Raw genomic sequence first — 26,443 nt, 5'->3', positions numbered from 1 at the left:
TTACAATAAATTAGGCAGGAACATTACTACTGCGGGCATGTAGGTGACGATGACCAGCACCACGAGCAGGGCGAGGATGAAGGGCCAGATTTCTTTGCAGAACTGCCCGACTGTCGATCCGGTGATGGCACAGGTGGTGAACATCATTGACCCGAACGGAGGGGTGATGCCGCCGATCATGATGTTTACGATCATAATCAGCCCGAAGTGGATGAGGTCGATGCCCATTGTCTTCATCAGCGGCACCAGCAGCGGTGCTACGATAATCAGCAGCGCGCCGCCCTCAAGGAACATTCCTAAGAAAAGCAGCAGGAAGTTGATGACTATCAGAATGATCCACGGGGAATCGGAGATTGCCAGAATCGCACCGGTCAGCTGATGCGGAATGCGTTCCCAGCTCATGTACTGCCCGAAAACAGATGCCGCAATGATGATCAGCATGACTGAGCTTGTGCCCAGAATGGTGTTCTTCATGATAATGGGAAAATGTTCCCAGCGCAGTTTTTTGTAGAAGAACACACCGATGATAATGCAGAAAAGAACGGCCATGGCTCCGGCTTCAGTGGGGGTGAATACACCGAAGCGGATACCGGCAATGATTCCCAGCGGCAGCAGCAGTCCCCATATTGATTCACGGGCCTGCTTGAGGATTTCCTTGCCGGAAGCCATTTTTTCGCGGGAAGGTTTGTAGTTCCTTTTTTTAGCGATGAAATGCACGGTCAGCATCAGGCCGAAGCACATGAGGATACCCGGTGTGTAACCGCCGATGAACATCTTGGCTACGGAGACCTGTGCGATGAGGGCGTAGATGATCAGGTTGATGCCCGGAGGAATGACCGGGGCAATGGCAGATGATGCTGCGGTGATGGCAGTAGCGAAAGACGCACTGTAACCGCGCTTGGTCATTTGTGGTACAAGGATCTTGGACTGCATGGCGGCGTCCGCGTTGGCGGAACCGGAGATTCCACCCATGAGGGTGGAAAGCAGCACGTTGACCTGTGCCAGACCGCCGCGCAGGTGTCCGGTCAGGACATCAGCCATTTTCATGAGACTTGAGCTGATTCCTGAGAAGTTCATGATTTCCCCGGCCATGATGAAAAAAGGAATGGCCAGAAGTGGAAAGGAAGCGGTGGAAGTGATGAACTTCTGCAGGATCAGATCCGGCGGTGTGCCCACATCGCCGAAAGTGAAATATGCCAGCCCGGCGGCGAGCAGGGCGAAGGCGATGGGAATGCTGGTAAAATACAGCGCCATTACGATGGTAACCGGAAAGGTAAGCATCTTTTATTCTCCTTCTGCCTTAGAGCCGACAAGTTTCCGCAGGTCTCCGTACAGGAATCCAAGGGCGTAGATGGCCATGAGTGAAAAGCCCACAGTGAGGGCGAGGTTTACATAGATGGCCGGAATATCCAGAACCGGGGTCCGCTTCAGCTTGTTGGCCTGAATGTAGAGCACACTGAGGTAGACGATGTAACCGTTGATGATGAACATCAGCAGGTCGATTACTACCGCAATGAAATTACGCCATAGCTTGGGGCCGATCTGGCTGATCATGTCGATGCCGATATGCATTTTGTAGCGGTAGGCTGCTGCTGATCCAACGAATACAGACCAGATGAAAGCCGTGGTGGAGACTTCCTCAGCCCAGAAAAGACCGCCCTGAAAAAGATAGCGCAGCCCGACATTGACGATGACCACTGCAACGGTGATGCAGAGAAAAAAACCGCTGACGAAAAGGTCGAAATTTTTGAATAGAAATTTTGATGCTTCAGACATTGTTACCACCCAAAACGGCGCATGGAAGCAGTACTTCCATGCGCCGTAAGGTTTTTATTTTCTCATTGCGTCGAGTTCTTTGAAGATGGACTGGAAAACGCCGGGGGTCATGCCTTTCTGCTCCTTATAAAGGGGCTTCAGGGCTGCGCGGAAAGCGTCACCGTCAACTTCGTTGAATTTTACGCCGTAGGATTCGAGTTCTTCAACCACGCCGCCGTGCTGGGACTTGAGCAGGTTGACCATGTGGTCTGCACCATTGGTGAATTCATCCTGAATGATCTTCTGGTACTTTGCAGGAATGTCGTTCCAGACCTTGGTGGAGATGTATACACCACAGGTACCGAGGATGTGGCGGGTATTCGCTACGTTCTTGGTGGGGCCTTCGTATACTTTGGTACCGATGTTGGTGAATTCGGAACCTTCGAGGCCGTCAACTACGCCCTGCTGGACTGCGGAAAGGGTTTCACCCCAGGGCAGGGGAGTTGCAACAGCGCCCATGGCGTTGAGGGTGTCGATGTAGGATTTGGAACCGGGGGTACGGATTTTCATACCTTTGAGATCAGCAGGAGTCTTGATGACTTTCTGGGTGATCAGGTTACGGAAACCATAGATGAAATCGAGAGCAAGAATTTTGATTCCCTGCTTTTCAGCTTCGGCCTGCATTTTTTTAACGAGGTCGGACTGGGTCAGCTTAACGTATTCGTCAAAGCTGCGGTAAAGCATGGGAGCGTAGAGTGCCTTGAAATCGGGAACGTAGTCGCCGATGAAAGAGGGGTCTTCAACAGAGATAAAGCGTGCGCCGCGAACAACCTGCTCAACACCTTCCTTATACGCGGGAAGCTGTGCCTGCGGAAAAGTCTGGATGTTGATTGCGCCGTCGGTTTTCTTGTAGATGGAATCTGCAACAGCATCCATGGATTTGGAAAGCTGTTCAGCCGGACTGAATACGTGGCTCAGTTTCAGGGTCAGTTTGTAGTCGTCGCCGGCTATACATACGGCGGACATGGACAGAAGCAGGATAGCTCCTGCACAAAGCACGGAAAGGGTTTTCTTGAAGCTCATTTCAATCTTCCTCCTAAAGGTTCCTCACTTATTAAGAATTACGGCAACTGTTGCTGCAATTCTTTAGCTACTGCTTGTCCATATTGTCCCCGGCAGCGGCATCGTTTGCTATGGCTGCAGTGGATTCCCGGACAACCAGTTTGGTCTCCATCATGTGCTGCATGACCAATGTAGGGTCCTCCATGATCTGCAGCAAAATTTCACAGGCTGTTCTACCCATTTCATAGGCAGGCTGGTTGATAGTGGTCAGTGCCGGGATCATGTATGAGGCGGTGGGCATATCATCAAAACCCACAATGGAAAGGTCTTCGGGCAGGGTTAGTCCCGCCTGCATCGCACCTTTGATTGCTCCCAAAGCTAGGTAGTCATTGGAACAGAAAACTGCGCTGGGCGGTGCGTCCAGTTGCAGCAGTTTCCCAATGGAATCCCGGCCTCCCTCAAGGGAGTATTCGGTCTGGATCAGCAATTGACTGTCGTAGGGAATGTTGTTGTCCTTGAGGCATTGCCTGTATCCGTGCCAGCGGTGGTGGGCCCTATCGCTGATGGCGAAGTTTCCGGAAACCATACCGATTCTGCGGTGTCCCAGCGAGATGAGATGTTCGGTTGCTTCATAACCGCCCCGGTAGTTATCGACTCCGACGGCGGAAATAGGGCCGGGTTTGATTGTGCTGAAAAGCAGCACGATGGGAACGTTTTCTTCGGTGAGTGATTTGATCAGTTTTCCTTTGGGATCGGTGGAAGTGATAATCAGCCCGTCGACCTGACTTTCGCGCAGGGCCTTGATAACACTTTGTTCCTGCTCGGCATCGTATGAAGTATTACCGAGAATGACCTTGATGTTCTTGCTGTTGGCGTATTCCTGAACTCCGAGGGTGGATTCGGCAAAAACGGGGTTGTTGATATTGGGAATGATCAGGCCGATGGTGTTTGATTTTTTGGTGACAAACCCACGGGCCAAGGCGTTATACTTATAGTTGCACATCTTCATCGCCCGGAGGACTTTCTTCCGGGTGGATTCACGCACTGTCTCAGGGGAATTGATTACCCTCGACACCGTGGCGGTGGAAACTTGTGCCAGTCTGGCAACGTCAAGAATTGTGCTCACTGCAACCTCTGATGTAAACGTTTACATTCTGGTATCAGTTGGCGTTTTTCAGTGTCAACAACTTTATGGATAAACATTTTAATGTCTTGTAATTATTTAATTTTTATATTCTATATGTTTCGGCTTTGCACGGCTTGATGTGACGTTTTTCTTTCGCTAGGGTTACAGCAATGTAAACATATACATTCGGATGGAATTATTGATGACCAGAAGCAGCTTAAGAGAATTGACCGGAGGTGTCCGGCGCATTGAATATTGCTCCATGAGTGTTGATCTTGTGAGTACAGGTAAAGGGACTGTGCGCGTTGGCAGCATGCCGGATGTGGTCAAGTTTCTGAACGAACACGGTTTCCGGGAGGAGATCGTGGTGGTTCTACCGTGGGAAGTTTCCATGTCCGGGGATAGCCGCACCGGTGAAGAGTTTGTTCTCTGGCAGGCCCAGATCAGGGGCGGTATTTTAAAGGAATATGTCGGGCTTAAGCAGAATGTCGGGCAGCTGGAGCATAATCTTGAGCGCATCTTCCCTTACTTCTTTGATGAGCAGAACTTTTCTGTGGTGCGCAAGGACTGGCTTGGAAAATGGTTTCATTCCAATGTTGCCGACCCCTGTTGCAAATTCGGCACGCTGGAAATATGTTGCGCTGACGATGACGTGGTCATCACCGAAGATGGGAAGGTTGTATACCGGCGCAGTGATTTCCCTCCGGCGGGCAATCCTGACAAAGAAGTGGAAGCCGTGCTGGAGACCGTTGCCCGTGACGGCAAAGAGCGTGAACATCTTGAAGTTGTTCCCGTCGGTTGCGGTAACGGGGTGATCGGAACTGTTGCGAATTCCATTGTCCGTTTCGGGGAATATGTGATCTGGATCGACCCCTGCGGTTATCCGGCGCAGACTCTGGCGCGACATGGAATCCACTGGGACGATGTCACTCATTATCTGTTTACCCACAACCATGAAGACCATGTACAGGGCTTTACTGCCTGCATTGAGCGGGCGCGTAAACACGGCCGCAAATTGAACCTTATCCTTGCCGACAATGTTTTCCGGGTGATGGAAGATTTGTACTCACCGCTTTTTCCTGATCTGGAAGACCATGTGCAGCGCTTTTCATTGCAGCCGGGAACCCCTTTGACTCTTGGGCCTGTCAGTATTGAAAGCCGCTGGAACCACCATATCCTGCCTTACGGTTCCATCGGGCTGAAGATCTGTGCTGGCGGGAAAAGTTTCGGCTACTCCGGTGACACCAAGTATGATGAAGAGATCAATAAAATCCTCAACCGTCCTGAACTCGAAGCCGAGTGGTTCGCTGATTGTGATCTTGTTTTTCACGAAATAGAATTTGATAACCCTGACAGTGTTCATTCCCACTGGAAACAGGTGGAGGCTCTGCAAAGCAAGATCAACGGAAAGGTGCTTGGTTACCATTGCTCCCGATTGGAAAATTCTCCTTTTCCGCTGGCAGAGGAAGGGCTTTGGTATGTGCTGAGTGACCTTTTGTAAGGTTCTGTACCTTTTGTAAGGTTCTGTACCTTTTGTGATGTTGCATTGTTGCATCTCTACCCATTTGATTTTTCCCGAAAATCAGCCTTGTACAGCTTTATTTTGCAGTTTTGAGCATGCTTGTGCATGGAATGTAACTTGCTTGGCTCAAGCTGTTCATTTGTGTCGATTTTACGTTTTACATACAAGGTGTTGTTTTATGGGTGATAGCAGGGAAGTTGCTGTTGTGAGTGGATGCAAATCAGCAACCGGTGTTGCAAAGTGGAATCATTTTTTGAGTATATCACCATTGTTGTTTGTTGTTCTTGGTGCGGTTTGCATCAGCTTTTCTGCTGTTTTCGCTAAACTTTCGACTACTCATGCCGATGTTTCGGCATTTTACCGGGTCTTCATAGGCGGTTTCTGTCTGCTGGCTATCGCGGCGAAATTCGATAGGGCATCGCTTTTGAAAGTTCTGCAACGGCATTTTATGCTGATTATTAGCGGCGGTGTCTGCCTTACACTGGATCTGATGTGCTGGCACAGGTCGATAAATATTCTAGGTCCGGGTGTTGCAACAATCCTGATCAATTTTCAGGTCTTCATTTTGGCACTTGCCGGATGGCTGTTCTTTAACGAAAGGCTTTCCATGCGTTTTGCGCTGGCTATCCCGCTTGCCCTGATAGGCCTTTGCCTGCTCATAGGCATTACGCCTGCCACGCTTTTAAATAGTGACATGGGCGGGGCCGGGCTGGGTCTCAGTGCGGCGTTCTGGCTGGCAATGTACACTCTCGCTATCCGCTATATTCAAATGCTGTCACCCGATATCCCGGCGGTTTGTGTTGTGGCTCTGGTCACATTGGCTTCTGCTGCCAGCATGGGGATTTTCTTTCTTTGGGAATCCACATCCATCGCTATTCCGACATCAGATGATATTCTCTGGCTGGTTCTATACGGCATTGTCTCGCAGGCTTTGGGCTGGTTCATGATTTCCAAAGGTCTGCCGGGAATCAGCAGCGCGCAGGCAGGGTTGACCATTCTGATTATGCCGGCTCTCTCTTACGTCTGGGATATGCTCATTTTCGGTAAGCCTGCAGGGTTTATTGAGTTGAGCGGGGCGGTGATTGCTCTTGCGGCCATCTGGATGGGAACTGCTACAAGAAAGTAAAGTTTATTTGTGAACAGCAATAAGCTCCTTGTGCTGGTTTGTACGGCTGGGGGCTTGGATAAAAAAGAAATCCGCTGGTAAATTAAGTGGAATTTTCTTCTAAACTCACTTATTCAGCTGAGGCACGGAATTCATTTTGCATTATCGGCGATTGAATTTCGTTAGAATCACAAAAAGACTACTATTCTTCAGCCTGCTTAAGGGAGTTTGCATGAAACGTTCGGATTATATTGTTTTAAGCGTAATTGCGCTGCTATTTGTATGGATTGCCTGCCAGCCGCATCCTATTGATACTTTTCAGCTATACACCAAAGAACATGGCTATATTTTAAGCTTCATCAAATTTGCCGTGCTCGCCACCTTCGGGGAATGCGTTGCTTTGCGTATCGTGGATGGCCGTTACTGGCGTCCCGGCTTCGGACTGATTGCGAGGGCGGTCATGTGGGGATTTATCGGGCTGTTTCTCAAGGCCTGCTTTTCCGTTTTTGCGGTCGGCTCCCCGGCAGTACTGACTTCTTTCGGCTGGAATGTTAGCGCGGAAGATGGATTCTTTGCCCGCTTGTTGATTTCCTTTACCACCAGCGTAATGCTCAACACGGTTTTTGCCCCGGTACTGATGATCCTGCATAAGATTTATGACGATCATATTCAGGTCCATAATGGGAGCGTGCGGGCCTTGATTGCTCCGGTGGATGTCGCGGCCCGTCTGGCGGCCATTAACTGGGATAACATGTGGGGTTTTGTACTTAAGAAGACAGTGCCTGTTTTCTGGATTCCGGCCCAGACTGTGACTTTCATGCTTCCGCCTGATATGCGCATTATCTTTGCAGCTTTCCTCGGCGGTGTGCTCGGTGTCATTCTGGCCTTTGCAAGCCTTAAGAGCCGGGCAGCGCAATAGCCCGCAAAGTATTTTAAACACAGAACCCCGCAATGCTGGTGTATTGCGGGGTTTTGTGTTTTGAGCAGGCAAGATGTTTTGGCAGTTTGGAAACTTCCTGAATATTAAATTTTGAAAGGGCTTGACATGTGTGTGAAAATGGATTTCATTTTCACCATGTCAGAAGAAGCAAGAAAAATATTTGTAGATTACCTAGCACGAAACGGGTTGAGCATGACTCCCCAGCGTAAGGTGATAGTCGAGACTTTCCTTGATACCGAAGGACATTTTTCAGCTGAGGATCTTTTGAATCTGGTGCAGCAGAATGTTCCGGAAGTAGGCTTGGCAACAGTATACAGGACGCTGAAACTACTTGTTGATAGCGGTCTGGCCGACAGCCTTGATTTTGGTTGCGGTGTTGCTCTTTATGAGCATTCTTTCGGCCATGCACACCACGACCATCTTATTTGCACCCGTTGCGATAGAAAAGTGGAAGTCCTTGATGAAACCATTGAACGCAAGCAGGAAGAGTTGGCCCGGAAAAATGGTTATATCCTGACCCGCCATCGTATGATTCTGTTCGGTTTGTGTCCTGAATGCCAGAACCTTGAAGAAGAATAGCGTTCTGGCATATTTTTGAAATTGGTAGTCAACGTCTCGGTTTTACAGATAAATTTTCAAAGTATAAATATACTCATATCAAATTGATAAAAATTGACCGGAGTCGGAATTTTAAACCGCTGCGCCATGTGCCCGGCGTGCAGGAGGAGTATATTATATGAGTCTTGGAAGAATTGCGCTTGTTGCGGCAGGTTCTGTTGTCGGTGGACTGGTTTGCTATGCTGCTTATAAGTCTGAAACTGTGAGATCTGTAACCAAATCAGCTGTCCGGACCGGAGTGAAAGCCAAGGACTGGGTAGTGGATTCCTACCAGAAAAGCACCGAAGAATTCAAAGAAATAGTTAGGGACGCCAAAGCTGAAGCTGAACTTGAGGCTGAAACATAGTTGAATTGGTCTCGTAATAGAAGAATCCCCGGAAATATTTATTTCCGGGGATTTCTTATTCCTGTTTCAGATTGAGCCAATTACCCTTGGTAAGCTCTTCCAGCGAAGTCGGGGTCAGTTGGAACACTGAATGGGGAGTTCCCGCTGCGGCCCAGATTTCAACGTACTGCTGCAGGTCTTCATCAAGTATGGTCTGCAATTGTTCTGTGTGAGCTATCGGTGGAATGCCGCCGATGGCAAACCCGGTTTTTTCTTTAACCAGATCAGCCTTTGCCTGTTTGAGCTTGAAGCCGACGGACTTGCTGATTTTTTTGGTATCCACGCGGTTGCTGCCGGAAGCTATGATCAGCACTAATTCGTCGGTCTTTTTGTCTTGAAAAATAAGTGATTTTGCTATCTGCCCCACTTCGCAGCCAATGCTATCCGCAGCATCGGCGGCTGTTCTGGTGGAGCTGGAGAATTCCCTGACTTCAAAATCGTTGCCGGATCTTGAAAGATACTCCTGTACCCGGAGCAAGCTGCTGCTTGAATTATCTGCCATGATTTACTCCTCTATGAAAATTTAGATCACGTAATCCAAACCGCTTTTAATGACCGCGAGCTGTCCGTCAATGCAGGCCTGCCGGGTCATCCAATCGCCGTCGGGGTAGATTTCGGTGGTGGTGTGGTAGGGGGCATTGGTCAACATGCCGCTTAATCCAAGTTCTTGCATGGGGTAATATATCACCCCGTGGTCCTTGGCAGGTTTGCCGAGAATCTTCCCTTCTTCATCTTCAGGAGCGATTGGTGTTACCGCTTCAACAGCTTTAATTATTGCTTTCTGGAAATCAAGTTCCGGTCTTTCTTCGTCTGCCACAAGGTAGAAGCCCTGCGGGATAGTATCGTTATCGCATTCCACACCGTCTCTTGCTGCCAGTGCGGGCCGGAATACGGTTTTGTCGCGGTCAGTTGTTTCATGCAGGTCGATGTGGATCAGAATATCGCCCGGTATGTTGGTTACGAATTTCTTGAGCAGAGTGGATTCTTCGGCTTCCCCGTTGGCGAAGGAGCGGTTCGGGTCCACGGTGTAAGGATTCCAGCGGTTGTTGGTTTCATAACCCCAAGGGCTTACGCAGGGTACAACCGCCAGATTGAATTTCCCGGCATAATCCTGAGCCATGCTTTCCAGAAATTCCAGTGCTGAATAAATGCCCCCGGTTTCATAACCATGTACCCCGGCAGTAATAAGTGCGGTGGGTAGCTCTGCAGACCAGTCTGCGGATAAAATTCCGTAAATCGGGTAGCGTTCAGGGTCGTATGAGAGCTGGCCGTATTTCTCCATGCGCAGTGTCTCCGGCAGGGCGAAGATCCTGTCCAGCACGTCTTTTTTATAGTCTTTTTCAAAAACGGCTTGCTTCAGCCACTTGCTTTTTTCTTCAGTTCCCCATTTGCTTTTACTCATGACAATCCTTTTATTCAAAAAAATAAGGTGGTATGCACAGTGCATACCACCTTATTTCATCTATTAAAAGAGGACTGAAGAGTAGAAAAATCAGGTTTGAATCTCTTTTCCGGGCCTTGCCCGGTTTCGTGGCTTCTTTGGAAATCTGCAACGACTTAATCGCGCAGATGACCGATATCGCGCCAGTTCAGGCCGAGGAGTTCCGCCGCCCTGCGGTCAAGTGCAAAGGGATCGAAGCTGGCAAGTATCAGTTCCGGGGCCGGATCGCAGAGTGCGCCGCCCAGATGGTAGTCGGCAAGTCCGACACTGGCGTCCATTACTGAAAGCCAAGGGGGGATTACCATGTTCAGTTCTTTCACTGATTGCTGCATCTGCCGGTGGAAAAATGATTTCTTCCAGCTTCCGGTGTCGTAGTGGGCCGGGGGCGCATAGCCCATCATGTTTTTCATGGCTCCGGTAATCCCGGCCAGCGAGTGCGCTTTCAGGTTGGGCAGGGAGATTGTCTTATGGGTGAAAGCTATTTCCGGCAGGTATATTTTTGGAAAGACCTTGGCTCCTTCAATCTCTTTTTTGCAGAGCGGGGCGTGGTTCAAATCAAGCAGTTCAACCCCGCATTCTTGAGCCATGCGTTCGTAACCGAGGATCTTGAAAATTTCACCTGTTTCATATCCCTTGTCCCCGCACCCTTCGCCGATAATGATCTGTGCTTGCGGGTTGGCCGCCTGTACATATTCTATTACCGCACGAAAGAACTCCGGGTTAGTAGTTACCGGGGGCGGGGAGCTGTTGACCAGATTGGGTTTGAGCAGAATCTTGTCTTCGGCTGCGATCAGCCCGGCTGCTCCGATTTTATCCAATGCTTCTTTAACAGAACAACGATAGTCGGTGTATTTTACTTCTGCTACGGACTGCATGTCTTTCCTTGTTATATGGGAACGTATTGCTGCTGAATTGCCATGAGTGGGTGTTTGCTTAAGTTTAAAATCTATTCAGTCAAAAGTGAAGTACATTAAAAAAGGCCCGCTTCCAAAAGGAAACAGGCCATAGTTGTATGCGTGGTTGGTTTGCAGTTAAATATCCTGATCTCCGTGGCGCGAGCATTTGATCAGGATTTCAGTCACGAATTTCTCGCTGTTGCTGGTGGTCCAGTAGTCAGTCACGTAGCGCTCAAATGATTCTTCCCCAAGCAGGTAACCGCTGTTGGCTGCCCAGCGTTCCATCTTCATATAAGTCTTATGGATGTCTTCGTGGGCGCCGAGATGGTAGCAGGAGAGCATCATGTCCCCGCCGAATTCATAAGTGTTCTCTTCGCTGCAGGGGATGACCGTTTTCTGCAGCATCCTGATGTTCTGGTTTTCACCTTCGATGCGGTCTTTGCGGGATGAAAAATTGATAATCACAGGTCCGGTGATTTCGTTGTTCACATCTTCCACATGCTGGGTGAATTCAAGGTTGATGATTGACCATTGCAGGTCGTTTTCAAACAGCTGGTCCTGAAAGAGCAGGTCACTGCTCTCGATGTATTTGACCGAAACCTGATTGATGTTGTTATCAATTGCCATTTCCGCTTCGCGAACCAGTTCGTACCAGTCTTTGACGGATACGTGTCTGCGCCGGATTTTTTCCTGTTCCTCTTCAAGTTCCCTGATCTTGGCCCGGAACGAGTGCTGTATGGACTTAAAAACATGTTGCGCACTACCCTCGATGAATTCTTTCATTTCTTCGAGGGTGAAACCCATCTGTTTGTAGTATTTGATTACCGGGACAGATAGCAGGGACTCCCGGGTATAATACCTGTAGTTGTTATAGTCGTGCCGCTGCGAGGGGATGAGATTGATCTGATCGTAGTAACGTAGTGCTTTCTTGGATATGTTGCAAATCTTGCTCATGTCCCCGATGAAATAACGTTCCTTGTACTTCACTGGTCCTCTCCTCCAGTCTTTATGGTCCGGTATTTGGGAGATTAATTCAACTGAATTTTTACCTGCGGTCATGCACGTTGTATTCCATATGAAAGCGGGGAGTGCCTTTGTGAGACACTCCCCTTGCTTCGGTGAGGTATAGATTAACCTTTAATGTATTTATTGATTGTTTCGGCTCCTTCCTCGTGGGCGCGGTAGTATACGCGCAACTCCTGATTGGAGTCGAGGTCGAAGCGGGACTCTTCGAGGAGTCCGTTTGCTTCGGCAGTCATCAGGGCGTTGATGATTGAAGGCTTCTTAAAAGCCTTGAAGGAACCGTATTCATTTTTAAGGGCTTCCATGACGCAGTCTGCGCAGGCTTCTTCAACTTTAGTGAAGTGCTTCAGGATAGCGTAGTTAAGTGGGATCATTATGCATTCTCCTCGTTATTCTTGAACAGGTCCATGGGGTTCATGGAGATGATGAAGATACCGATGACCATGATTACAGCTGCTGCCCATGCGATGGGAGGCATATCCCAGCCTTCCATACCCATGGCAACACCAAGGATGATCCAGCAGCAGAAGGGACCCCAGAAGGAGAAGGTTCCGTTGCAGGACATACCCAGAGCTGCGCCGCACATTGCGTTTCCTTTATACCAGTACATGAAGGTCAGGTATGCGGAAAGACCTGCGAGAACGAACCAGATCATTGCTTCGCTGTCGGTGAAAGACTGTACAACCATGCCGAAAGCATCAACGTGAGCGATGAAGCCGAACAGGGGTACGAGGATGAAAAGGTTGGAGAAGCCGGCGGTAACCTGACGGATGGTGATGCCGATTTCAGGGTCGATCATGGAAGTGCCGTAACCGCAGACACAACCTTCGATACCCCAGCATACAGCCGCGAGGAAACCGAAGAAGAGTCCGAGCATCATGTTGGGGCCGCCTGAGCCGTCGAGGCTGGTGGAGCCGATCATGAAGCTTGCGCCGAAGCAGATGGCGATACCGAACAGCATACGGGCGTTAAGTTTCTGTTTGAAGAGGAAACGGCCGAGGATTGCACCGACTGCAGGGCAGAGGGCTGCAATGGGAACTACCAGGGAGCCGGCAAGCTGAAGACCTACTACGTAAGCGGTACTTGCAAGAGGTCCGCCGATAATTGCAGCGGCGACCATTACCATGCCGGGTTTGGTTTTGATGCAGCGAACAAAGTCTGCGAAACGCCCGCGGAAGCCAGCAATACCTACAGCCCAGAGAGCGCTGCATGTGTCGGTGGTTGCCGCGCCGATTGCGCTCAAGAGATACATAACTGTAAAAGCGGAAAGGCCGGAGTTTTCACCGTACCAGTCAATCCAAATCCCTTTAGACATTCCGAGAGTCATAAAGGCAGTGTAAAAACCATACAGCAGTCCGGAAAGAAGGGCGATTACGATTCCCTTTCTTTTAAAGCTGCTAGCCAGCTTGTGCTTTGCAGCGACGGCTGCCGGGTTGGTTGCAACAGTTGCTTCCCCCATGGTCGTCTCCTTATTCATTAAAAGTTAATCAAAAATTCACACCCTGATCCCTGCTTCCTAATTGAATGCATATGAACTTACTGCCACATCGCAGGGAGAGAACATCCTTACCCTAACGGGAAGGTCCTAGTTCTTAAATTTATATCCTTTCCCTTAAGGGGAAGGTCAACGCGGTTTTTTTGATTATCTGATGAAATAGCCTGATATCGGAGATGGGGCTGTAGGTAAAATTATAAAATAGTCCCTAAATACGGTGGTTTATGCTAAGTCAATTGAAAATAGAAAAAAATTATCCAAATTACCTCCCAGTCTACTATGCAAATGATAAAAAGCAAGCGCTCAGCGTTACATTTAAGTGACATATTGGTTTTGCTGTTCAGTTTGGTGAGAACACATCTAAACCGACAAATTTGGCGCTTTTGACGATACTGACATATGAAACTGAATTCTGGTTCAAGCCAGAAACCATTGATTGAGAACTAAACTCAGGGGAGAGTATTGCCTCTATAAGCCTGTTGATTCTGAGAATCATGCACTTTTTGTCGTGACGGAATTGTCATATCCAAAACATCAATGTCTTCAGCTGTTTATGAAAAAAGTTGCTAAAATTGTGAAAAGCTTATTGACCTTCCCCCTTAGGTCAGGGGCTAGGCTGTGTGAAGGATGTGGAAAAGGTGGATTCTTAAGACAAGCATCCGTCAAAAGTCATAAGTCATGGTTTTGAACTGAAATACCAGCTCAATGGAGATTACATGAGGTATCAAGGCGAAGAGGCTCTCGGGCTTATCGAAACTCTCGGAATGGTTCCGTCCATCGGTGGCGCGGACCAGATGTTGAAAACAGCAGATGTTAAGCTCGTCGGTTATGAAAACATCGGTTCAACCCTCGTGGCCGTAATGGTCAAGGGTGATGTTGCGGCGGTTAAGGCTTCTGTTGAAGCAGGTGCTGCAACCGCAGCAGAAATTGGCGAACTTACCGCTCAGAACGTAATGCCCCGCCCCATTCGTGGCGTCGGCGACATCGTGTCAGTCCACGGTGTGGAGACCGCAGACTCCGATGCATCCGGCCCCCGTCCGCGGGCAATGGGTCTGATTGAAACATTCGGTATTGTTTTTATCCTTGAAGCAGCAGACGCGATGATGAAAGCCGCTGATGTAGAACTCATCGGCTATGAAAACGTTGCTTCCGGATACATTTCTGTTCTGGTTCAAGGTGATGTGGCAGCCTGTCAGGCCGCTGTTGAAGCCGGAGTGAAGGCTGTGGAACAGATGGACGCGAAAGTATACGCATCCCTGGTTATCCCAACTCCTCACCACGACCTGGAGCAGATCACTAAGATTTACGCAATCGACAACCTGCTTCCCTAGTGGCAGCCGCTTTTAGATTCAGTTCCTGAATTTAAAAAAACGGACACAAGACGCAGGCAAATGCCGGGTAGTTAAATAACGTTTCAGTCACAGGTAAAGGGGTAAGCGATGATTGTTGACAACGATTTACTCTCCATCCAGCAGGCCAGAATTCTGGCCGAAAACGGGTTCGAAGCCCAGAAAAAGCTGGCAACCTTTCCGCAGGAAAAGCTTGATGAAATAGTCGAGCACATTGCGGATGCGGTTGAGGAGCATGCCGAAGAGCTGGCGCTCATGTCTCACGAAGAGACTGACGGCGGCAGATGGCAGGACAAACTGGTTAAGAACCGTTTTGTCTGTAATCAGGTTCGCAAGGAGCTGCGCGGTATGCGTTGTGTGGGGGTCATTAATGAAGACCCGCAGAAACAGATTACCGACATTGGCGTTCCCGTTGGGGTTATCGCCGCCCTTTGTCCGGTGACAGGACCGGTTTCTACTACGGTCTACAATACTCTGATTGCGTTAAAATCCGGAAACGGTGTTATTTTTTCCCCCCATCCCGCTGCTGTAAAAAGCATCGGCCGGGTTCTGGATATTATGATCGAAGCCGGAGAAGCCTGTGGGCTTCCCGAGGGCTGTATTTCCTATCTGGAAACAGTCACCAAGAGCGGAACCTGTGAGCTTATGAACCACAGGAACGTTTCACTGGTCATGGTTACCGGAGTCCCCGGGATGATTGAGTATGCTCAGCAAACAGGTAAACCGGTCATTTACGGGGGAACCGGCAACGGTCCGGCTTTCATCGAACGAACTGCCGACATTGGGCAGGCTGTTCAAGACATCATTGCAAGCAAGACTTTTGATAACGGGATTGCTCCTTCAGCGGAGCAATCCATCGTTGTCGATTCCTGCGTTGCCAATGATGTGCGTCGTTCCCTGATTTCCTGCGGGGCATACTTCATGTCTGAAAGTGAGGCCGATTCCCTGGCTGAACTGTTCATTGCGCCCGACGGGCAGCGCAGAAAGGGGATGGCCGGACAATCAGCGCAGGTGCTGGCCCTTAGAGCCGGTTTCAGCATCCCCGAAAATACCACCGTTCTGGTGGCGGAACGCAAATACGTATCCGACACCGACCCCTACTATAGAGAATTTCTTTCTCCGGTACTGGCCCTCTACGTGGAAGACGACTGGATGCATGCCTGTGAAAAGTGCATCGAACTTCTTCTTCATGAAAGGAACGCCCACACTCTGGTTATTCACTCCGCAGATGAGGACGTGATTCTCCAGTTCGCACTTAAGAAGCCTGTCGGCCGTCTTCTGGTCAACACTCCGGCTGCTTTCGGCGGCATGGGCGCAACCACTAATCTGTTTCCCTCAATGACTCTGGGCAGTTCTTCTGCCGGTTTCGGCATCACTTCCGATAACGTCTCTCCCAAAAACCTGATCTACGTTAGAAAGGTCGGCCGTGGGGTTAAGAGCGCGGGTGATGTGCTGGGACAGTCCGGCCAGAGCATCGGTCTAAATAAAATAAATGTAAACGATTCCAATGTCGTGCAGGCCATCCAACAGATCCTGCAACAGGCCATTGAAGCCATAGATGATCCTGCGGATCGCTAAAGAATCAAATCCCTTAAACGGAGGAAATACAGTGGATCTTCAAAGTTTTTCCAACAAGCTTGCTGAAGCTACCAAAAACCTTACCGACGCAGAACGTGCCTCGCTGAAGAAAATTTTCGAAGGCGTTTCCGCAGAGGTTTTCAAAGAGGGGGCAGAACAGCCTGCTCCTGCAGCTGCTGCAGCAACCTGCACTGAGACCAAGGGTATTCCCGATGGTCCCACCGAGCGTCACCTTAAACTGAAAGAAAACTTCCTCAAGCATGTTCCTTCTGTCAGTGTTGAGTCCGCTCGTGTAATGACCGAAATCGCTAAGGCAAACCCCGGTATTCCTCCGGCAATCCTTCGCGGTAAAAGCTTTCGCGCAAGCTGCGAACAGGCTCCTCTGATAATTCAGGACCACGAACTCATCGTAGGTAACCCCACCGGTGCTCCCCGTCGCGGTTCCTTCTCTCCTGAAATCGCATGGCGCTGGATGAGAGACGAGCTGGATACCATTGCTTACCGTCCGCAGGACCCCTTCTTTATTTCTGAAGAAGACAAGAAATACATGAAGGAAGAGCTTTTCCCCTTCTGGGAAAGCAAGTCCCTCGACGAGTACTGCGAAGGCCAGTACCGCGAAGCAGGTCTCTGGGAACTCTCCGCTGAGTCCTACGTTTCCGACTGCTCCTACCACGCTGTTAACGGTGGTGGTGACTCCAACCCCGGTTACGATGTTATCCTGATGAAAAAAGGTATGCTCGACATCAAAGCCGAAGCTGAAGCACACCTCGAAGAACTCGATTACGAGAACCCCGAAGATCTCGATAAAATTTACTTTTACAAGTCCGTCATCGACACTGCAGAAGGTGTCATGATCTACGCTAAGCGTATGTCCGAGTACGCAGCTCAGAAAGCCGCTCAGGAAACCGATCCCAAGCGTAAGGCTGAACTGCTCAAAATCTCCGAAGTTAACGCTCGCGTACCTGCTCACAAGCCCGAAACTTTCTGGGAAGCTATTCAGGCAGTATGGACTGTTGAGTCTCTGCTGGTTGTTGAAGAAAACCAGACCGGTATGTCCATCGGCCGTGTTGACCAGTACATGTACCCCTTCTTCAAGGCTGACCTCGAAGCCGGCCGCATGACAGAATACGAAGCTTTTGACCTCGCCGGTTGTATGCTCGTTAAAATGTCTGAAATGATGTGGCTCACCAGTGAAGATGCCTCCAAGTTCTTCGCCGGTTACCAGCCCTTCGTTAACATGTGCGTTGGCGGTGTTACCCGTGAAGGTTTCGACGCAACCAACGATCTGACCTACTTGCTCATGGACGCAGTACGTCACGTTAAAATCTACCAGCCCACACTGGCTACCCGCGTACACAACAAGTCTCCCCAGAAGTACCTGAAGAAGATTGTTGAAGTTATTCGTGCTGGTATGGGATTCCCCGCTGTTCACTTCGACGATGCTCACATCAAGATGATGCTCGCAAAAGGCGTATCCATTGAAGATGCCCGCGATTACTGCCTCATGGGTTGTGTTGAGCCTCAGAAGTCCGGCCGTCTCTACCAGTGGACTTCCACAGCATACACTCAGTGGCCCATCTGCATCGAGCTGGTCATGAACCACGGTGTACCGCTCTGGTACGGCAAGCAGGTTTGCCCGGATTTCGGTCCTCTTGAGTCTTACGACACCTACGAAAAATTCGAAGGTGCTGTTAAGGAAATGATCAAGTACGTGACTAAGTGGACCAGCGTTGCAACTGTAATTTCCCAGCGCGTTCATAGGGATCATGCTCCTAAACCCCTCATGTCCCTCATGTACGAAGGCACCATGGAGTCCGGCAAGGACGTAGCCTCCGGCGGCGCCATGTACAACTTCGGTCCCGGCGTTGTCTGGTCCGGTCTCGCAACCTATGCCGACTCTATGGCAGCCATTAAAAAGCTGGTTTTCGATGATAAGAAGTACTCTCTTGCACAGATTAACGAAGCTCTCGTTGCCGAGTTCAAGGGATACGACCAGATCAAGGCTGACTGCCTCGCAGCACCTAAATACGGTAACGATGACGACTACGTGGATATGATCTGCGCAGACCTCGTTCATTTTACCGAAACTGAGCACCGCAAGTACAAGACCCTGTACTCCGTACTCAGCCACGGAACCCTGTCCATCTCTAACAACACCCCGTTCGGCCAGCTCCTCGGCGCATCCGCTAACGGACGTGACGCATGGATGCCTCTCTCCGACGGTATCAGCCCGACCCAGGGCGCGGACTACAAGGGACCCACTGCGGTTATCAAGTCCGTTTCCAAGATGGCTAACGACATGATGAACATAGGTATGGTTCACAACTTCAAGATCATGTCCGGACTGCTCGACACCACCGAAGGTGAAAATTCCATCATTACCCTGCTGCGCACCGCAAGTGCACTGGGCAACGGTGAAATGCAGTTCAACTACCTTGATAACGCAACTCTTCTCGATGCCCAGAAGCACCCCGAGAAATACCGTGACCTCGTTGTACGCGTAGCAGGTTACTCTGCATTCTTCGTAGAACTCTGCAAAGACGTACAGGATGAGATCATCAGCCGTACCATGATGGACGCAATCTAGGTTCGACTACTGATTGAATGAAAGTCCCTCGGGATTGGAAGTAACAACACAGCAAGAGATAAGTATCGTGATCGAAAGAAAAGCTCAGATATTCAATGTCCAGAAGTACAATATGCATGACGGACCGGGAGTGAGGACTCTCGTATTCTTTCAGGGGTGCCCCCTGCGCTGTGAATGGTGCTCTAATCCCGAGGGACAGTTTAAAAAATACGAGATCCTTTACAAAAAGGAACAGTGTATCAACTGCGGAGCATGTGTCTCCGCCTGTCCCGCCGGAATCCACAAGATGGATGCTGCCGGTGAACACATCATCGACCGCGAGATCGAATGTATCGGTTGTCGTAAATGTGAAAATGCATGTCTCCAGAGTGCACTGGCTATTGTTGGCGAGACAAAGACAATTTCCGAACTGGTAGAGATCATCGAAGAAGACCGCCCGTTTTATGAAACTTCCGGCGGCGGCGTGACACTCGGCGGCGGTGAAGTTCTGTCCCAGCCTGAAGCAGCGGCAAGTCTGCTCCAGACCTGTAAGCAGCGCGGCATTAATACTGCCATTGAGACCTGCGGCTATGCCCGCCCCGAAGTGGTTGCAAAGGTAGCACCCTTCGTGGACCTCTTCCTCTTTGACGTCAAACATATGAATTCTGAACGTCACCGTGAAATTACCGGTGTGCGCAATGAGATGATTCTCCAGAACCTGATCTGGCTCCTTGAGAACAGGTACAACGTCAGAATCAGAATGCCTATGCTCAAAGGCGTCAACGACGGTGAAGACGAAATCCTGCAGCTTGTAGAAATGCTTAAGCCTTATCAGGATCTAAAAAATTTCAAAGGGGTGGATTTGCTTCCCTACCACAAGATGGGCGTCAATAAGTATACCCAGCTTGGCTGGGAATACCCGGTGGAAGGTGACCCCAAACTGAGCGATGCCGATCTCGAACGCATAGAGCAGGCCATCAGCAAGTATAATTTTCCGGTCGCGGTAGTCAGACATTAAGTGCCATTAAGCAAAACCGCATAAGTGTTTTTTGCTTAGAAGAAAGTTTTCGGACGGGACGTTAGTCCAAATCAGTGATGAGGGAGAATAGATCTATGGACGCACTTGGATTCATCGAAACAAAAGGGCTGCTGGCCGCTATTGAGGGTGCAGATGCAATGCTCAAAGCCGCTGCAGTCACCTTGCTGGAGAAGAACATTTCCGGCGGCGGGCTGGTGACTGTAACTGTCTCCGGAGAAGTTTCCGCTGTGCAGGCTTCTGTTGAGGCCGGTGCTGCAGCAATTAACCGCATTGAAGGAACCGAGCTGGTATCTCGTCACGTAATCGCCCGTCCTTACGAAGAACTGAGCAGGATTATCGCTACCAGTGCCCCTGTAAAAGAAGAAAAAGAAATTTCAAGGGAAACAGCACAATCGCCCGCTTCTGCGGAAGAGCAGGCCGAGCCTGCTCCCGTGGAAGAAAAAGCTGAAGCTCCGGAAGCTTTCGAAGAGAAGCCCGAAGCTCCGGCAGTGCAGGAGTCCGCTCCAGAGGCTGAGAAAGAAGTCTCGGCAGCTCCCGAAGTAAAGGAAGCTGCTCCGGTGAAGGAGGAAACCCCGAAATACCGGGCTGCGGAACTCAGGAAAATGAAAATCAGTAAGGTTCGGCAGATTGCCAGAAGCTTGAAAGGTATTTCTCTGACCGATGCAGAGGTCAAGAAGGCCACCAAGAAGACCCTTATTGACGCGATTATAAATGTTACCAGGTAGATAGAGGAGTTATCCAATGGTAGACAAGGATTTATTGTCCATTCAAGAAGCCCGTTCACTGGTCCGTGCAGCAAAGAAAGCTCAGGCTGATTTGGCGGAAATGGGTCAGGAAAAGGTAGACGGCATTGTAAAGGCGATTTCTGAAGCAGCCTACGCTCAGGCAGAAACCCTTGCCGCGCTCGCAGTTGAAGAGACCGGTTTTGGTAAGGTTCAAGACAAGAAAACCAAGAACATTCTTGCCAGTAAGAACCTTTTCGAAGCCATTAAGGATATGAAAACCATCGGTGTGCTTTGCGACAACAAGGAAGATAAGATTGTCGAGATCGCCGTACCCATGGGTGTTATCGCAGGGATCATCCCCTCCACCAACCCCACGTCTACGACTATCTACAAATCAATGATCTCCCTGAAGTCCGGTAACGCTATTGTTTTCACCCCGCATCCCAGTGCAAAGAAATGTATCGGCAAGACCGTTGAGATGATCCGTTCCGTACTGCACGACTGCGGCGTCTGCGAAGATCTGGTCAGTGTAATGAGTGTCCCCTCCCTGCAGGGTAGTGCCGAGCTCATGAAAGTTGCCGACCTCATTCTTGCTACCGGTGGTCCGGGCATGGTCAAGGCTGCATACAGTTCCGGTACCCCCGCATTGGGAGTAGGTGCCGGTAACGTTCCCGCTTACATCGAAAGATCTGCGGACATTAAAGATGCGGTTACCAAGATTTTTGCAAGTAAGACCTTTGACAACGGTACTGTCTGCGCATCTGAGCAGTCTGTGATCACTGAGTCCTGCATTGCTGAGCAGGTTAAGGCCGAGCTCATCGCACAGGGCGGTTACTTCCTTTACGGTGAAGACCTGACCAAGGTTAAAGCAGTTATGGAGCGCGGCAACGGTTCCATGAACCCCGCAATCGTAGGTCGCGACGCCTGTTACATTGCCAAGCTGGCCGGAATTTCCGTGCCTGCAGGAACCCGTCTGCTCATTTCTGATGAAGAAGGCGTGGGCGCAAAGTACCCCTTCTCCAAGGAAAAACTCACCGCGCTGCTTGGTTTCTACGTTGTTGAAGATTGGAAGGGTGCTTGTGAGATGTGCCACGCGTTGCTCGAAAACGGCGGCATCGGCCATTCCCTCGCCATTCATTCCAAGAATGAAGAAGTTATCCGTGAATTCGGTATGAAGAAGCCTGTTTCCAGAATGCTGGTTAACACTCCTTCCACCCACGGTGCTGTGGGCCTTACTACCTCTCTCTTCCCCTCCTTTACCCTTGGTTGCGGTACTGTAGGCGGAAGCTCCACTTCCGATAACGTTACTCCGCTCAACCTCATGAACGTGAGAAGAATGGCTTACGATCTCGGAAATACTACCTGCGAAGCAGCACCTGCAGCATCCGCAGCCGGTTCCGAGTCCATCGATGTTCAGGCAATTACCGCCATGATCGTCGAGCAGCTCAAACAGATGGTATAGCCGGAAGCCAAAGCTTCCCGCTCTAAATAAAAAGCGATTCCCGCATCAGGGAATAGAGGGTGGTCCCTTTAGGGGCCGATAAATCAATTTAAAGGAGAACAAAAATGTCCTCATTGAACGCACTGGGTATGATTGAAACCAAAGGTCTCGTTGGCGCAGTAGAAGCAGCTGACGCAATGGTAAAAGCAGCAAACGTAACTCTGGTCGGTAAGACTCAGGTTGGCGGCGGTCTCGTTACCGTTATGGTTCGCGGCGATGTTGGTGCTGTTAAAGCAGCTACCGACGCAGGCGCAGCAGCTGCACAGAACGTTGGTGAGCTGATCAGCGTTCACGTTATCCCCCGCCCCCACGGCGAAGTTGAAATCATCCTTCCTAAAGCTGAAGGTTAATTAATGCTTGTTTGCCCTAGGTCCGCCTAAGGCATCAGGGCCGGGAAAGGTAAGTTCTGCCCGCATGCGCTTTCCTTTCCCGGCCAAATCAAACAACAAAATTTTACCAAGACATGAGCATGAACGAACAAGCCATCAATAATATTCTGGAAGGGGTCATCAAGGGCGTAATCGACCAGCTGAAGACCGAAGCTCCCCATGTATCCGTTTCCAGCGGAGCAACCGGACCTATCCCCGTAGAACTTTCCGCCCGCCACGTTCACCTCAGCGAGCAGGATGCTCTTGAACTTTTCGGTAAACCCCTGACCGCGGTACGGGAACTTTCCCAGCCCGGGCAGTTTCTCTGTGAAGAGCGGGTGCGCCTCATCGGCCCCAAAGGCGTTATGGATAACGTCGCTGTACTCGGCCCCGCACGTCCCGCATCACAGGTAGAAATTTCCAACACCGAAGCGCGTTCCCTGGGCATCAAAGCCCCGGTCCGCCAGTCAGGCGACACCAAAGGAACTCCCGGTATCATCCTCGCTTCCCAGACCGGCATCGTCGGCCTTGAAGAAGGTGTTATCGTAGCAGCCCGCCATATCCACATGTCCCCCGAAGATGGAGACAAGTTCGGCGTGAAAGACAATGACCGCGTAAGCGTGCGCCTCGAGAGCGACCGCCCGGTTATCCTCGAAGACGTGGTTTGCCGCGTCCACCCCGAATTCAAGCTGGCTATGCACATCGACCCCGATGAAGGCAACAGCGCAGGCTGGAACAAGTCCGTTACCGGTAAGATTGTAAAGTAAGATATGCCTCCGGCGGCCCTGCCGGGGGCCTTAAACCCTTTTGCAAAAGGGTTTAAGAATCCCAAAACCTTTTGTTAAGGCTTCGCCGCTTAGTTTCAAGCAGTGCGGGGAGAGAGTTTAGACCATGGATTTTACAGCTATTGACCAGCAGATCAGCGAACTTGAGAACTGCATTGAGAACACCGTTGCCGTCAGCCATGACGAAGAGCTTCTGGTGGGTGTGGACCTCGGAACCGCTTATATTGTGGTGGTCGTCCTGAACAGCAAAAAGCAACCCGTGGCCTGCGCCATGGAATTCGCTCGCGTCATCAAGGACGGTCTGGTTGTTGATTACATGGGGGCTACCCGCATCACCCGCAAGCTGGTCGGCGAGCTTGAAGAAAGACTGGGTCGCAAACTTGAACGTGCGGCCATCGCGGTTCCTCCCGGAACCGGTAAAAAAGATATCACCACCCACCAGTACGTGGTGGAGGGGGCCGGACTGGAAGTCACCAATGTGCTCGACGAGCCCACCGCAGCCAACGCTGTGCTCGGGCTTGAAAACGGTGTCATCGTTGATATCGGAGGTGGCACAACAGGTCTTTCCGTTCTGGAGGATGGTGAAGTCACTTATGTAGCTGACGAAGCAACCGGTGGAACCCATGTGACTCTGGTTCTCTCCGGTAACTACAAAGTCAGCTTCGAAGAAGCGGAAGATTTGAAAAAAGATTTGAAACGACAGGCCGAGATCCTGCCTGTCGTTCGTCCGGTGGTTCAGAAGATGGGTTCCATCGTGAAGAACCATATCAAGGATCGTGATATTTCAGCCATCTACCTTGTCGGCGGTACCTGCTGCCTCAAGGATATGGAAAAAGTGGTGGAAAAAGAAGTGGGCATTCCGGTCTACAAACCGGCCAACCCGTTTCTGGTAACCCCGCTGGGCATTGCCCTTAACTGCTAAAAAACAGCAGGCTGTAAGAACCAAAGAGGCGAAGCCTTAATAAAAGTTTTTGGGATTCTTAAACCCTTTTTTCAAAAAGGGTTTAAGCCCTCGGAGAGGCCCCCGGCAGGGCCGTCGGAGACAGACATGAGCATAGACATCAACGAACTTGTTCAATCCATCGCAACGGAAGTGCTGAAACAGCTTCAGCCTGACTCGCAGAAATCCTGCGTGCTGGTCATTGCTGAGCGCGACTGCCTTGTTGCCGACAAAGTCCGCAGCATGGTCGGTGATGAATATGAATACTACTTCTTCGGCGAAGAGAATCCCTGCACAGAGTTCTGCCGCTACATTGTTCCTTCACTTTGTGTCTGCGAGATGTCCGATCTTGCGGTGGGTAAAGCGCACGGCAGGATCATGACCGAAGTTCTGAGGCAGTTGCTGCTGGGGCATAAGGTGGAAGTTCTTGCTTTCGGATACGAAGATTACAGCCAGACAGCTCCCGGTCCTCTTTACGCTCTGTACCAGAAGCATGAAGAGACGCTCAAAGGCTTCGGCCTGAACAGATTTCAACCCAAGGCGCCCGAGTCCCTGAAATTCAGGGAATCACTGATCACCGAAAAGGTGGTCAGTGATGCCGCGGGCAAGGGTGCAAAAGAACTGGTGGTTCTTCCTGCTGCACGGGTGACCCCGCTGGCTGAGGAAGCTGCCAGAGAATTAAACATCAACATCAGCAAGACCCTCTAAGGATTGTTACATGATTATCTGTAAAGTTGTCGGCAATGTTTGGGCCACCCGCAAGAATGATGATTTGAGCGGTGAAAAGCTGATGGTCGTTCAGCGGCTTGATATCGAAGAAAAGGGCAGTGATGAAGTTTTCGTAGCTGTTGATTGCGTTGGAGCCGGTATCGGCGAGCAGGTTCTGGTTACCACCGGAAGCTCCGCACGCATGGCTGTACGGAACCATGAAGCCCCGGTTGATGCTTCCATCGTGGGCATCATCGATGAAGTTCAGGCACAGGTTTAAGCAATGGATACGCTGGGTATAGTTGAGTGCATAAGCATCGCCGCCGGAGTGCGCATAGCCGATGCGATGATGAAAGCTGCGGACGTTGAACTCGTCCGGGCCGCTCCGATCTGTTCCGGCAGATACCTGATCTTTATTTCCGGTGAACGCGCAGCGGTTGCAGCCGGTGTGCAGGCAGCTGAAAACGATGGCAGCCGTCTTAAAGGCAGCTTCGTGATTTCCAGCCTTTCACCGGAAGTGGCAGCAGTGCTTAAAAATCCGGTTGTGCTGGATAATGTCCGCGCCATCGGGGTTATTGAATGCCGCAGTGTTTCTTCTGGCGTTGTTGCTGCTGATGCAGCTGTCAAACGGTCCGGAGTTGAACTGGCCCGCTTTGTTTCAGGGCAGGGCATTAACGGCAAATCATATTTCGTTATGAGCGGCGATGTCGCAGCGGTTCAGGAAGCCGCAGAAGCAGCATCGGCCGCTTTGGGCAACAATCTTGTTGAGGCGGTCGTCATCCCCGGACCCGACGCCTCGGTCGTAAAGGCCTTAGTACGGGGAACGAGGTAAAGATGAAAAAGAAACTTATCGAAGCGGGCAATCTTGATTCATTTATCTGCCCGGACAGTAACACTATCTACGTGGATAAGACCATGATCCTTACTCCCGGTGCCAAAGATGCGCTCCGTCAGAGAAAGATCAGCATTACTCGCGTGGAAGACGCCGCAGCAGCTGTAGCTGAAGCAGGTAACGGCGGATGCGGAAACCCTGACTGCACCAAGGACGTTTGTGACGGGTGCGAAGATCTGGTCATGGGTATCGCGGTTGTGCTTAAGGAAGAATACGGAATCACCGATCTTGCTCAGCTCAAGGAAATGAGCTTCAAGCTTGCTGAAGCCGTTAAAGGCAATATCTAAAGAATTTTTTAAGAGGAGAAAGCTATGTCTAACAATGCTCTCGGAATGGTAGAAACAAAAGGTCTGGTTGGTTCTGTTGAAGCAGCCGATGCTATGGTTAAAGCTGCAAATGTAACTCTCGTTGGCCGTGAACAGGTCGGCGGCGGTCTCGTAACCGTAATGGTTCGCGGCGACGTTGGTGCTGTTAAAGCCGCAGTTGATGCTGGTGCAGCAGCTGCAGAACGCGTTGGTGAACTGCGCAGCGTACACGTAATACCCCGTCCTCACAGCGAAGTGGAAGTTATTCTTCCCAAGTGCGCTGTAAAATAAGGACATAAGGGGCGCGGGTACCCCTCAC

Annotated in this window: 29 protein-coding genes; 19 read left to right on the top strand and 10 right to left on the bottom strand. The window is 50.4% G+C overall.

Features of this window, described 5'->3' with window-relative positions:
* The 4 genes from ACNI29_RS05220 to ACNI29_RS05205 form a co-directional block, all read right to left on the bottom strand.
* Nucleotides 1-1,281 (bottom strand): TRAP transporter large permease, encoded by a 1,281-nt coding sequence (locus tag ACNI29_RS05220; protein WP_419781137.1) that lies wholly within the window; start codon nucleotides 1,279-1,281, stop codon nucleotides 1-3.
* A gap of 3 nt (nucleotides 1,282-1,284) precedes the next feature.
* Nucleotides 1,285-1,776: a TRAP transporter small permease gene (locus ACNI29_RS05215; protein ID WP_419781136.1), complete on the bottom strand. Its 492-nt coding sequence runs from the start codon at nucleotides 1,774-1,776 to the stop codon at nucleotides 1,285-1,287.
* Between the two features lie 54 nt (nucleotides 1,777-1,830).
* Nucleotides 1,831-2,838: a C4-dicarboxylate TRAP transporter substrate-binding protein gene (locus ACNI29_RS05210; RefSeq protein ID WP_419781135.1), complete on the bottom strand. Its 1,008-nt coding sequence runs from the start codon at nucleotides 2,836-2,838 to the stop codon at nucleotides 1,831-1,833.
* A gap of 67 nt (nucleotides 2,839-2,905) precedes the next feature.
* Nucleotides 2,906-3,943, bottom strand: coding sequence for a LacI family DNA-binding transcriptional regulator (locus ACNI29_RS05205; RefSeq protein WP_419781134.1), 1,038 nt, complete (start codon nucleotides 3,941-3,943; stop codon nucleotides 2,906-2,908).
* Between the two features lie 202 nt (nucleotides 3,944-4,145).
* Here ACNI29_RS05205 and ACNI29_RS05200 point away from each other — a divergent pair, with 202 nt between their 5' ends.
* The 5 genes from ACNI29_RS05200 to ACNI29_RS05180 all read left to right on the top strand — a co-directional run bounded on the left by ACNI29_RS05200 (nucleotide 4,146) and on the right by ACNI29_RS05180 (nucleotide 8,474).
* Nucleotides 4,146-5,444, top strand: coding sequence for an MBL fold metallo-hydrolase (locus ACNI29_RS05200; protein ID WP_419781133.1), 1,299 nt, complete (start codon nucleotides 4,146-4,148; stop codon nucleotides 5,442-5,444).
* 199 nt (nucleotides 5,445-5,643) lie between these two features.
* Nucleotides 5,644-6,591: a DMT family transporter gene (locus ACNI29_RS05195; RefSeq protein ID WP_419781132.1), complete on the top strand. Its 948-nt coding sequence runs from the start codon at nucleotides 5,644-5,646 to the stop codon at nucleotides 6,589-6,591.
* Between the two features lie 211 nt (nucleotides 6,592-6,802).
* Nucleotides 6,803-7,489, top strand: coding sequence for a hypothetical protein (locus ACNI29_RS05190; RefSeq protein WP_419781131.1), 687 nt, complete (start codon nucleotides 6,803-6,805; stop codon nucleotides 7,487-7,489).
* A 138-nt stretch (nucleotides 7,490-7,627) separates the two neighbouring features.
* The gene (locus ACNI29_RS05185) at nucleotides 7,628-8,089 is read left to right on the top strand and encodes a Fur family transcriptional regulator (protein ID WP_419781130.1); all 462 of its coding nucleotides are present in this window, start codon (nucleotides 7,628-7,630) and stop codon (nucleotides 8,087-8,089) included.
* A gap of 157 nt (nucleotides 8,090-8,246) precedes the next feature.
* Complete coding sequence (locus ACNI29_RS05180) at nucleotides 8,247-8,474, top strand: hypothetical protein (protein WP_419781129.1); 228 nt, start codon at nucleotides 8,247-8,249, stop codon at nucleotides 8,472-8,474.
* Between the two features lie 55 nt (nucleotides 8,475-8,529).
* Here ACNI29_RS05180 and ACNI29_RS05175 read toward each other — a convergent pair whose 3' ends face one another.
* From ACNI29_RS05175 to ACNI29_RS05150, 6 genes are all read right to left on the bottom strand, one after another.
* On the bottom strand, nucleotides 8,530-9,015 hold the full coding sequence (locus ACNI29_RS05175) for a YbaK/EbsC family protein (RefSeq protein WP_419781128.1): 486 nt from the start codon (nucleotides 9,013-9,015) through the stop codon (nucleotides 8,530-8,532).
* 21 nt (nucleotides 9,016-9,036) lie between these two features.
* Nucleotides 9,037-9,915, bottom strand: a complete 879-nt coding sequence (locus ACNI29_RS05170) for a M14 family metallopeptidase (RefSeq protein ID WP_419781127.1) — start codon at nucleotides 9,913-9,915, stop codon at nucleotides 9,037-9,039.
* 155 nt (nucleotides 9,916-10,070) lie between these two features.
* Nucleotides 10,071-10,829, bottom strand: coding sequence for a DUF362 domain-containing protein (locus ACNI29_RS05165; protein ID WP_419781126.1), 759 nt, complete (start codon nucleotides 10,827-10,829; stop codon nucleotides 10,071-10,073).
* Nucleotides 10,830-10,985: 156 nt separating this feature from the next.
* Complete coding sequence (locus tag ACNI29_RS05160) at nucleotides 10,986-11,837, bottom strand: choline utilization transcriptional activator (protein WP_419781125.1); 852 nt, start codon at nucleotides 11,835-11,837, stop codon at nucleotides 10,986-10,988.
* A gap of 143 nt (nucleotides 11,838-11,980) precedes the next feature.
* Nucleotides 11,981-12,247 carry a hypothetical protein gene (locus ACNI29_RS05155; protein ID WP_419781124.1) on the bottom strand — a complete coding sequence of 89 codons (267 nt, stop codon included), beginning with the start codon at nucleotides 12,245-12,247 and terminating at the stop codon, nucleotides 11,981-11,983.
* Nucleotides 12,247-13,332, bottom strand: coding sequence for a hypothetical protein (locus ACNI29_RS05150; RefSeq protein ID WP_419781123.1), 1,086 nt, complete (start codon nucleotides 13,330-13,332; stop codon nucleotides 12,247-12,249). The genes ACNI29_RS05155 and ACNI29_RS05150 overlap by 1 nt, the downstream gene beginning before the upstream one ends.
* A 752-nt stretch (nucleotides 13,333-14,084) precedes the next feature.
* Between ACNI29_RS05150 and ACNI29_RS20130 the strand changes: the two genes are divergently transcribed.
* From ACNI29_RS20130 to ACNI29_RS05075, 14 genes are all read left to right on the top strand, one after another.
* Nucleotides 14,085-14,699 carry a BMC-T shell protein gene (locus tag ACNI29_RS20130; protein ID WP_426803763.1) on the top strand — a complete coding sequence of 205 codons (615 nt, stop codon included), beginning with the start codon at nucleotides 14,085-14,087 and terminating at the stop codon, nucleotides 14,697-14,699.
* A gap of 108 nt (nucleotides 14,700-14,807) precedes the next feature.
* Nucleotides 14,808-16,295 (top strand): aldehyde dehydrogenase family protein, encoded by a 1,488-nt coding sequence (locus tag ACNI29_RS05135; protein ID WP_419781122.1) that lies wholly within the window; start codon nucleotides 14,808-14,810, stop codon nucleotides 16,293-16,295.
* Nucleotides 16,296-16,326: 31 nt separating this feature from the next.
* On the top strand, nucleotides 16,327-18,882 hold the full coding sequence (gene cutC, locus ACNI29_RS05130; RefSeq protein ID WP_419781121.1) for a choline trimethylamine-lyase: 2,556 nt from the start codon (nucleotides 16,327-16,329) through the stop codon (nucleotides 18,880-18,882).
* A 67-nt stretch (nucleotides 18,883-18,949) separates the two neighbouring features.
* Nucleotides 18,950-19,879 carry a choline TMA-lyase-activating enzyme gene (gene cutD, locus ACNI29_RS05125; protein WP_419781120.1) on the top strand — a complete coding sequence of 310 codons (930 nt, stop codon included), beginning with the start codon at nucleotides 18,950-18,952 and terminating at the stop codon, nucleotides 19,877-19,879.
* A gap of 95 nt (nucleotides 19,880-19,974) precedes the next feature.
* Nucleotides 19,975-20,625 carry a BMC domain-containing protein gene (locus ACNI29_RS05120; RefSeq protein ID WP_419781119.1) on the top strand — a complete coding sequence of 217 codons (651 nt, stop codon included), beginning with the start codon at nucleotides 19,975-19,977 and terminating at the stop codon, nucleotides 20,623-20,625.
* Nucleotides 20,626-20,641: 16 nt separating this feature from the next.
* A complete protein-coding gene (locus tag ACNI29_RS05115; RefSeq protein WP_419781118.1) occupies nucleotides 20,642-22,087 on the top strand; it encodes an acetaldehyde dehydrogenase (acetylating) in 1,446 nt (481 codons plus the stop codon).
* A 104-nt stretch (nucleotides 22,088-22,191) separates the two neighbouring features.
* Complete coding sequence (gene eutM, locus ACNI29_RS05110; RefSeq protein WP_015850358.1) at nucleotides 22,192-22,476, top strand: ethanolamine utilization microcompartment protein EutM; 285 nt, start codon at nucleotides 22,192-22,194, stop codon at nucleotides 22,474-22,476.
* A 113-nt stretch (nucleotides 22,477-22,589) separates the two neighbouring features.
* Nucleotides 22,590-23,261, top strand: a complete 672-nt coding sequence (locus ACNI29_RS05105; protein WP_419781117.1) for a phosphate propanoyltransferase — start codon at nucleotides 22,590-22,592, stop codon at nucleotides 23,259-23,261.
* Between the two features lie 124 nt (nucleotides 23,262-23,385).
* On the top strand, nucleotides 23,386-24,201 hold the full coding sequence (gene eutJ, locus ACNI29_RS05100) for an ethanolamine utilization protein EutJ (protein WP_419781116.1): 816 nt from the start codon (nucleotides 23,386-23,388) through the stop codon (nucleotides 24,199-24,201).
* Between the two features lie 126 nt (nucleotides 24,202-24,327).
* Nucleotides 24,328-24,927: a hypothetical protein gene (locus ACNI29_RS05095; RefSeq protein ID WP_419781115.1), complete on the top strand. Its 600-nt coding sequence runs from the start codon at nucleotides 24,328-24,330 to the stop codon at nucleotides 24,925-24,927.
* 10 nt (nucleotides 24,928-24,937) lie between these two features.
* Nucleotides 24,938-25,207, top strand: a complete 270-nt coding sequence (locus ACNI29_RS05090) for a EutN/CcmL family microcompartment protein (RefSeq protein ID WP_419781114.1) — start codon at nucleotides 24,938-24,940, stop codon at nucleotides 25,205-25,207.
* A 3-nt stretch (nucleotides 25,208-25,210) separates the two neighbouring features.
* Nucleotides 25,211-25,759, top strand: a complete 549-nt coding sequence (locus ACNI29_RS05085) for a BMC domain-containing protein (protein ID WP_419781113.1) — start codon at nucleotides 25,211-25,213, stop codon at nucleotides 25,757-25,759.
* A gap of 2 nt (nucleotides 25,760-25,761) precedes the next feature.
* Nucleotides 25,762-26,106, top strand: coding sequence for a hypothetical protein (locus ACNI29_RS05080; RefSeq protein ID WP_419781112.1), 345 nt, complete (start codon nucleotides 25,762-25,764; stop codon nucleotides 26,104-26,106).
* Between the two features lie 24 nt (nucleotides 26,107-26,130).
* Nucleotides 26,131-26,415, top strand: coding sequence for a BMC domain-containing protein (locus ACNI29_RS05075; RefSeq protein WP_419781111.1), 285 nt, complete (start codon nucleotides 26,131-26,133; stop codon nucleotides 26,413-26,415).
* Nucleotides 26,416-26,443: the final 28 nt, after the last annotated feature.

It is taken from the genome of Maridesulfovibrio spiralis (SeqCode) (assembly GCF_048571135.1).
GTDB lineage: Bacteria > Desulfobacterota > Desulfovibrionia > Desulfovibrionales > Desulfovibrionaceae > Maridesulfovibrio > Maridesulfovibrio spiralis.
Note: the sequence above shows the minus strand (reverse complement) of the source record. Positions and strands in the feature narration are given on the sequence as shown.

What these genes read in the sequence shown, in the direction of transcription:
- ACNI29_RS05170 (WP_419781127.1), bottom strand. Translation starts at nt 9,915, where the DNA reads ATGAGTAAAAGCAAATGGGGAACTGAAGAAAAAAGCAAGTGGCTGAAG.
- ACNI29_RS05200 (WP_419781133.1), top strand. Translation starts at nt 4,146, where the DNA reads ATGACCAGAAGCAGCTTAAGAGAATTGACCGGAGGTGTCCGGCGCATT.
- ACNI29_RS05120 (WP_419781119.1), top strand. Translation starts at nt 19,975, where the DNA reads ATGGACGCACTTGGATTCATCGAAACAAAAGGGCTGCTGGCCGCTATT.
- ACNI29_RS05195 (WP_419781132.1), top strand. Translation starts at nt 5,644, where the DNA reads ATGGGTGATAGCAGGGAAGTTGCTGTTGTGAGTGGATGCAAATCAGCA.
- ACNI29_RS05220 (WP_419781137.1), bottom strand. Translation starts at nt 1,281, where the DNA reads ATGCTTACCTTTCCGGTTACCATCGTAATGGCGCTGTATTTTACCAGC.
- ACNI29_RS20130 (WP_426803763.1), top strand. Translation starts at nt 14,085, where the DNA reads ATGAGGTATCAAGGCGAAGAGGCTCTCGGGCTTATCGAAACTCTCGGA.
- ACNI29_RS05180 (WP_419781129.1), top strand. Translation starts at nt 8,247, where the DNA reads ATGAGTCTTGGAAGAATTGCGCTTGTTGCGGCAGGTTCTGTTGTCGGT.
- ACNI29_RS05155 (WP_419781124.1), bottom strand. Translation starts at nt 12,247, where the DNA reads ATGATCCCACTTAACTACGCTATCCTGAAGCACTTCACTAAAGTTGAA.
- ACNI29_RS05080 (WP_419781112.1), top strand. Translation starts at nt 25,762, where the DNA reads ATGAAAAAGAAACTTATCGAAGCGGGCAATCTTGATTCATTTATCTGC.
- ACNI29_RS05150 (WP_419781123.1), bottom strand. Translation starts at nt 13,332, where the DNA reads ATGGGGGAAGCAACTGTTGCAACCAACCCGGCAGCCGTCGCTGCAAAG.
- ACNI29_RS05085 (WP_419781113.1), top strand. Translation starts at nt 25,211, where the DNA reads ATGGATACGCTGGGTATAGTTGAGTGCATAAGCATCGCCGCCGGAGTG.
- eutM (WP_015850358.1), top strand. Translation starts at nt 22,192, where the DNA reads ATGTCCTCATTGAACGCACTGGGTATGATTGAAACCAAAGGTCTCGTT.
- ACNI29_RS05190 (WP_419781131.1), top strand. Translation starts at nt 6,803, where the DNA reads ATGAAACGTTCGGATTATATTGTTTTAAGCGTAATTGCGCTGCTATTT.
- ACNI29_RS05115 (WP_419781118.1), top strand. Translation starts at nt 20,642, where the DNA reads ATGGTAGACAAGGATTTATTGTCCATTCAAGAAGCCCGTTCACTGGTC.
- ACNI29_RS05165 (WP_419781126.1), bottom strand. Translation starts at nt 10,829, where the DNA reads ATGCAGTCCGTAGCAGAAGTAAAATACACCGACTATCGTTGTTCTGTT.
- ACNI29_RS05090 (WP_419781114.1), top strand. Translation starts at nt 24,938, where the DNA reads ATGATTATCTGTAAAGTTGTCGGCAATGTTTGGGCCACCCGCAAGAAT.
- ACNI29_RS05075 (WP_419781111.1), top strand. Translation starts at nt 26,131, where the DNA reads ATGTCTAACAATGCTCTCGGAATGGTAGAAACAAAAGGTCTGGTTGGT.
- ACNI29_RS05095 (WP_419781115.1), top strand. Translation starts at nt 24,328, where the DNA reads ATGAGCATAGACATCAACGAACTTGTTCAATCCATCGCAACGGAAGTG.
- ACNI29_RS05210 (WP_419781135.1), bottom strand. Translation starts at nt 2,838, where the DNA reads ATGAGCTTCAAGAAAACCCTTTCCGTGCTTTGTGCAGGAGCTATCCTG.
- ACNI29_RS05105 (WP_419781117.1), top strand. Translation starts at nt 22,590, where the DNA reads ATGAGCATGAACGAACAAGCCATCAATAATATTCTGGAAGGGGTCATC.
- ACNI29_RS05215 (WP_419781136.1), bottom strand. Translation starts at nt 1,776, where the DNA reads ATGTCTGAAGCATCAAAATTTCTATTCAAAAATTTCGACCTTTTCGTC.
- ACNI29_RS05135 (WP_419781122.1), top strand. Translation starts at nt 14,808, where the DNA reads ATGATTGTTGACAACGATTTACTCTCCATCCAGCAGGCCAGAATTCTG.
- ACNI29_RS05175 (WP_419781128.1), bottom strand. Translation starts at nt 9,015, where the DNA reads ATGGCAGATAATTCAAGCAGCAGCTTGCTCCGGGTACAGGAGTATCTT.
- eutJ (WP_419781116.1), top strand. Translation starts at nt 23,386, where the DNA reads ATGGATTTTACAGCTATTGACCAGCAGATCAGCGAACTTGAGAACTGC.
- ACNI29_RS05185 (WP_419781130.1), top strand. Translation starts at nt 7,628, where the DNA reads ATGGATTTCATTTTCACCATGTCAGAAGAAGCAAGAAAAATATTTGTA.